Origin of the sequence: Luteimonas changyuni (assembly GCF_039548395.1) — a bacterium.
Lineage (GTDB): Bacteria > Pseudomonadota > Gammaproteobacteria > Xanthomonadales > Xanthomonadaceae > Luteimonas.
The window spans coordinates 1-5,957 of sequence record NZ_JBCLUZ010000017.1 but is presented as its reverse complement, the minus strand read 5'-3'; the positions used below and the strand labels follow the sequence as shown (position 1 = coordinate 5,957).

Sequence of the window (5,957 nt, the reverse complement as noted above, 5' to 3'; positions counted from 1 at the left end):
CGGCTACACCCACGAGCACGGACAAGAGCGCCCGCTCTTGATCTCCGTCCCGAAGCAGAAAAACGCCACGGCCCGTCCCGTGCACAGGGGGTGTGCGGAGAGCCGGCCATGGATGGCCGGCGCCCGGCCGCTGGGAGCAGGACGCGGAGACGGCCGGCGCAGCACACCCCCTGTGCGCGGGACGGGCAGCGCGGACTAAAACGGAGGAATGCGCGCGACGGGCAGCCAGAATCAAGACGGAGCTGCTCCAGACGCAACAAATTGGTCCCGCGCTGCCGTCGATCGCGGCTGTAGCCGCTCCCACAGCCTCGGGAGGCGCCGCTCCCACAGGCTGGGGAGGCGTCGTTCCACGGGATTGGCCCCGGGCGGCGTGCGAGCCCTGGTTGGGAGAAGAACCTTTTTCGTGGGCCTAGAGGCGCGCCTCGACCGTGGTCACCCGCACCCCTTCGCGCAGGGCTCGCAGCAGCGACATGGCGTCTTCATCGCCCGCCATGCGCGTGAGCTGGGTCGCGATCATCCCGCGCTCCTCTGCATTGGCGGCTGACGCGGTATCGCCGGGCACGACCTTGTTGACCGCATACACCACGATGCTGCCGTCGTCCTGCAGTACGCGCCCGGCGGACACTCCGCCTTCGACCGGCTGCGGAGCGGCAAAGATGGCCTTGTTGGCCTCGGCCGACGGCATCGGCATGCCGCGACGCATGTCCGGCAGCGCCAGATGCTGCCAGCCCTTGGCGTCGGCGACGTCGGCCAGCGCCTTGCCTGCCGTCACCTCGGCCACTGCGGCATCCGCCTCGGCGAGCACGGCCAGGCGCGCGCGATCGGCGCGGATGGCCGTCACCACCTCGTCCCGCACCTCGGCCAGCGCACGCTCGCGCTCGGGCTCGTGCCCGGTCACCCGGATCAGCACGCTGTGGTTGCTGCCGAGTTCGATCGGATCACTGACGGTGCCGTCCTGGACCAGGGCATCGGAGAATGCGGCGCGCTGCACGGCCGGGTCGGCGGCGATGCCTTCGCCGCCACCGCGGACGAACGGCCCGGTCTTCAGCACCGGCAGGCCGGCCTCGCGCGCGGCGGGGGCCAGCGAGCTCGGGTTGCGATAGATCTGGTCCACCAGGCGGCCGATCAGGTCGTTGAACGCACGCTCCCGGTCGGAGATGGCCTGCGCCGCGGCGAGTTCGACACGCGCGACCTCGAAGGGGACTTCCTTGCCTTCACGCACCTCGCGCACCAGCAGCACGTGCCAGCCGAAGTCGGTCAGCACCGGCTCGGTGGCGACGCCGGGCGCGGCCGCATGCACGGCATTGTCGAAACTCTCGCCCATGATCCCGCGCTCGAGCCAGCCGAGGTCGCCGCCTGCGCCCTTCGAGCCCTCGTCATCGGATTCCGCGCGCGCAATGGCGGCGAAGTCGGCGCCTTCCGCCCGTGCCTTGGCAGCGAGCTCGTTCGCCTCCGCCCGGGCGGCTTCGCGCGCCGCAGCGTCGGCGCCCTCGGGCACGCGCACCAGGATGTGCGATACAAGGCGCTGTTCGGGCTCGACGAAGCGGCTCTTTTCAAGTTCGTAGCGCGAGCGCAGCGTGGCCTCGTCAGCCGGCTCGGGTTCCGGCACGGTGTCGGCGGTGATCTCGACGTATTCGATCGACACCTGTTCCGGCGCACGGTGGTCGCCGCGGTGGCCGTCATACCAGGCCTGGATGTCGGTGGCGGCGATCGCACCGGTGTCCGGCGCAGGCGCGGGAATCACCGCCATGGCGACATCGCGCTGCTGGCCGAGCAGCTGCATCGTACGGTCGACCTGCCCCGGACTCACGAAGGCCGTGCTGGCAACTCCAGCAGGCAGCAGCACCATCTGCAGGCGCTCCCGGATCTCTTCCTGGTGCTGGCGCGGCGTCTGCGCGGGGACGCGCGACTGCAGCAGCATCTGGTAGCGCTGTGGATCGAAGCGGCCTTCCACCTGGAACTCGGGCATCGTCGACACGACTTCGGCGACGCGGGCGTTGCCGACCGCGACCCCTGCCTTCTGCGCCGTCAGCGCCAGCACGGCGCGGTCGACCAGCTGGTCGAGCACGCGCAGCTTGTTGTCCATCTGCTCGAACGCGCGCGCATCGTAGGCTTCGCCCTCGGTGGCGCGCGCCTGCTGGCGGGCAGCCTCGAACTCGTTGCGGAACTCGTCCGGGGACACCTCGCGCGACACCCAGAACGCCTTGCGCACGGGCCAGATATCCGGCGCCGAACGCCACCAGGACGGCGGCGCCTCGACCTTCGCCGCGTAGTTCGCGGAGTTCTGGAACAGGTACTGCTCCATGCCGAAGAACGCGAACGGGATTGCCAGCAGCATCACGATCACGAGGGCGATCCAGCCGGAGGTTTTTTCTCGAAGTGCTTGCAGCATGTCGGGGGTCGCGCGTTGGACGTAGCCGCGCAGTTTAGCGCATGGCTTGCCGCAGCGGCTCCGCCCGGCCGGGCGACCTTGAAACGCGGGCAACGCCAGGTCCGGCGTTGCAGGAAAAAAGAAAGGCGCCCTTGCGGGCGCCTTCCTGGTGTGACTGGCGGAGTGGACGGGACTCGAACCCGCGACCTCCGGCGTGACAGGCCAGCATTCTAACCAACTGAACTACCACTCCGCGTTGTCGAACCTCTTGCGAACGTCAGCCCTGACTGGTGGGTGCTGAGGGGATCGAACCCCCGACCCTCTCCGTGTAAAGGAGACGCTCTACCGCTGAGCTAAGCACCCAAGCGGGCCGCTTAGTTTACAGCATCCTTCAGCGCCTTGCCAGCCTTGAAGACCGGATTTTTCGACGCGGCGATCGCGATCTCTTCGCCGGTGCGCGGATTGCGGCCGGTGCGGGCAGCGCGATCCTTGACCTGGAAGGTGCCAAAGCCGATCAGGGCAACGGTGTCACCCTGCTTCAGGGCCTCGCCCACCGAGGACAGCACGGCGTCGACAGCACGCGCGGCATCGGCCTTGGACAGGTTGGCCTCGTCGGCAACGGCCTGGACCAGATCGTTCTTGTTCATGTATTCGGTGCTCCTGCGCGACCAAGGGTCGCTCGAATTGGTGACGGGCCTGCGGGCGGCCTGGCCGCCGCGGCTCCGGAATCGCTGGCGGCTACAAGTCGCGCAGCGAGCGGGAATTTATACCAGTGCGCCTTGTGCCGCGCAACAAAAAGACGGCCTGCTCAGTGCTTGACATCAGCCCTGGGCGACGTTTTGCGCGGCGCGCGCGCCACCGGTCCGACCGGCGCGGGGGACGGCAACGCGGGCAGCGGCCGTTCCAGCGCAAGGTCGAGCACCTCGTCGATCCACTTCACCGGCACGATCTTCATGCCCTGGGTGACGTTCTTCGGGATGTCGGCGAGATCCTTGCGGTTCTCTTCCGGGATGATCACCGTGGTGATGCCGCCGCGCAGCGCCGCCAGCAGCTTCTCCTTCAGTCCGCCGATGGCGGTGACCTTGCCGCGCAGCGTGATCTCGCCGGTCATCGCCACGTCGGCGCGCACCGGGATCCGGGTCAGCGTCGACACCAGCGAGGTCGCCATCGCGATGCCCGCGCTCGGGCCGTCCTTGGGCGTGGCGCCATCGGGCACGTGCACGTGGATGTCACGCTTTTGCAGGAAGTCGGGCTCGAGGCCGAATCGCTCGGCGCGCGCGCGCACCACCGACAGCGCCGCCGAAGCCGACTCCTTCATCACGTCGCCCAGCTGGCCGGTCAGCGTGAGCTGGCCACCCTTGCCCGGGACCAGGGTGGACTCGATCTGCAGCAGGTCGCCGCCGACCTCGGTCCAGGCGAGGCCGGTGACCAGGCCGATTTCGTTGTCCTGCTCGGCGCGGCCGAAGTCATGCCGGCGCACGCCCAGGTACTTGTCGAGGTTCTTCGGAGTGATGCTCAGCGCGCGCGGCTTCTTCTTCTGCGGCCCGGCAAGCGCGATCTCCTTCACCACCTTCCGGCAGATCTTGGCGATCTCGCGCTCCAGGTTGCGCACGCCGGACTCGCGCGTGTAGTAGCGCACGATGTCCTGCACCGCGCCCTCTGCGATCCTGATCTCGTCATCGCGCAGGCCGTTGGCCTTGATCTGCTTGGGCAGCAGGTAGCGCATGGCGATGTGGATCTTCTCCTCCTCGGTGTAGCCGGGAAGGCGGATCACCTCCATGCGGTCCAGCAGCGGGCCGGGGATGTTGAGCGAGTTCGAGGTCGCGACGAACATCACTTCCGACAGGTCGAGGTCGACTTCGAGATAGTGGTCGTTGAATGCATTGTTCTGCTCGGGATCCAGCACTTCCAGCAGCGCCGAGGACGGATCGCCACGGAAGTCCATCGACATCTTGTCGATTTCGTCGAGCATGAAGAGCGGGTTCTTGACGCCGGCCTTGTTGAGGTTCTGGACGATGCGTCCCGGCATCGAGCCGACGTAGGTGCGGCGATGGCCGCGGATCTCGGCCTCGTCGCGCACGCCGCCCAGCGACATGCGCACGAACTTGCGGTTGGTGGCCTTCGCGATCGACTGTCCAAGCGAGGTCTTGCCCACGCCCGGCGGACCGACCAGGCACAGGATCGCTCCCTTCATCTGCTTCACGCGGGTCTGCACCGCGAGGTACTCGAGGATGCGTTCCTTGACCTTCTCCAGTCCGTAATGGTCCGCGTCAAGCACTTCCTGCGCCGCGTTGAGGTCCTTGCGCACCTTGCTGCGCTTCTTCCAAGGCACCCCGAGCAGCCACTCCAGGTAGTTGCGCACCACCGCGGCTTCCGCCGCCATCGGCGACATCTGCTTGAGCTTGTTGAGCTCGGACTTCGCCTTGGTTTCCACGGGCTTGGGCATGCCGGCGGCGGCGATCTTGCGCGCCAGCTCCTCCAGGTCGTTGGGCGCGTCGTCCATGTCGCCCAGCTCTTTCTGGATCGCCTTCATCTGCTCGTTGAGGTAGTACTCGCGCTGCGACTTCTCCATCTGGCCCTTCACCCGGCCGCGGATGCGCTTCTCCATCTGCTGGACGTCGATCTCGCCGTCGACCAGGCCGACCAGCATTTCGAGCCTCTCGGCGGTGCCGAAGGTTTCAAGCAGGCGCTGCTTCTCGCCCAAGCGCACGCCCAGGTGCGCGGCGACGGTGTCGGCCAGGCGCGAAGGCTCGTCGATGCCGGCCAGGGTCTGCAGCAGCTCCGGCGGCAGCTTGCGGTTGGTCTTGACGTATTGCTCGAACAGTCCCATCAGCGAGCGTGCGATGGCTTCGATCTCGCGCGGTTCGCGGTCCTCGACCGGATCCATCGCGGTGCCGGTGCCGACCAGCGCGCCGTCGACCTCGCGCACTGCGGCGACCGAAACGCGCTGGACACCCTCGACAAGCACCTTGATCGTGCCATCAGGAAGCTTCAACAGCTGCAGCACCTGCGCCAGCGTACCGACCGGGTGCAGGTCGTCGGCGCCCGGATCGTCGGTCTCGGCGGACTTCTGCGCGACCAGCAATACCTGCTTGTCGCCCTCCATTGCCACGTCAAGCGCGCGAATGGACTTGTCGCGGCCGACGAACAGCGGGATGACCATGTGCGGGAACACCACCACGTCGCGCAGCGGCAGGACCGGCAGGTCAAAAGTGGTGGCCTGGGTGCTCATCTGGACTCCTGGAATACGGGCGGCCGGCTGCCGCATGGTTCTGGTTATGGGGCCCGGCGGAAGTGGATGCAAGCGCTGCGAGCCGGTCCGCGCTGAACGCCCTGGCGCACGGCGCAGAACCCGCTCATGGACCAGCAGGCAGCGGCGGACAGGGAGCCGCAGGCGGCGACGAAGCGACGCTTCCGGGAGCGGCCGTGACGCGATCCGCGGCTGTGTGGAAACGACCACGGCCGCAAGACGGGCGGACGTGCGGGCGTGGGGGGGGGGGGGGGGGGGGGGGGGGGGGGGGGGGGGGGGGGGGGGGGGGGGGGGGGGGGGGGGGGGGGGGGGGGGGGGGGGGGGGGGGGGGGGGGG

The 5,957-nt window shown here is 68.4% G+C and carries 3 protein-coding genes and 2 tRNA genes; all 5 read right to left on the bottom strand.

The window, feature by feature from the left end:
• Positions 1–409: 409 nt before the first annotated feature.
• On the bottom strand, positions 410–2,392 hold the full coding sequence (locus WCD84_RS08275) for a SurA N-terminal domain-containing protein (RefSeq protein WP_343255443.1): 1,983 nt from the start codon (positions 2,390–2,392) through the stop codon (positions 410–412).
• A gap of 155 nt (positions 2,393–2,547) precedes the next feature.
• Positions 2,548–2,624: transfer RNA gene (locus WCD84_RS08270), tRNA-Asp, on the bottom strand.
• Between the two features lie 35 nt (positions 2,625–2,659).
• Positions 2,660–2,734, bottom strand: a tRNA-Val gene (locus tag WCD84_RS08265).
• An 11-nt stretch (positions 2,735–2,745) separates the two neighbouring features.
• A complete protein-coding gene (locus WCD84_RS08260; protein ID WP_343255444.1) occupies positions 2,746–3,018 on the bottom strand; it encodes an HU family DNA-binding protein in 273 nt (90 codons plus the stop codon).
• 161 nt (positions 3,019–3,179) lie between these two features.
• Positions 3,180–5,603 carry an endopeptidase La gene (lon, locus tag WCD84_RS08255; protein ID WP_343278605.1) on the bottom strand — a complete coding sequence of 808 codons (2,424 nt, stop codon included), beginning with the start codon at positions 5,601–5,603 and terminating at the stop codon, positions 3,180–3,182.
• Positions 5,604–5,957 lie beyond the last annotated feature (354 nt).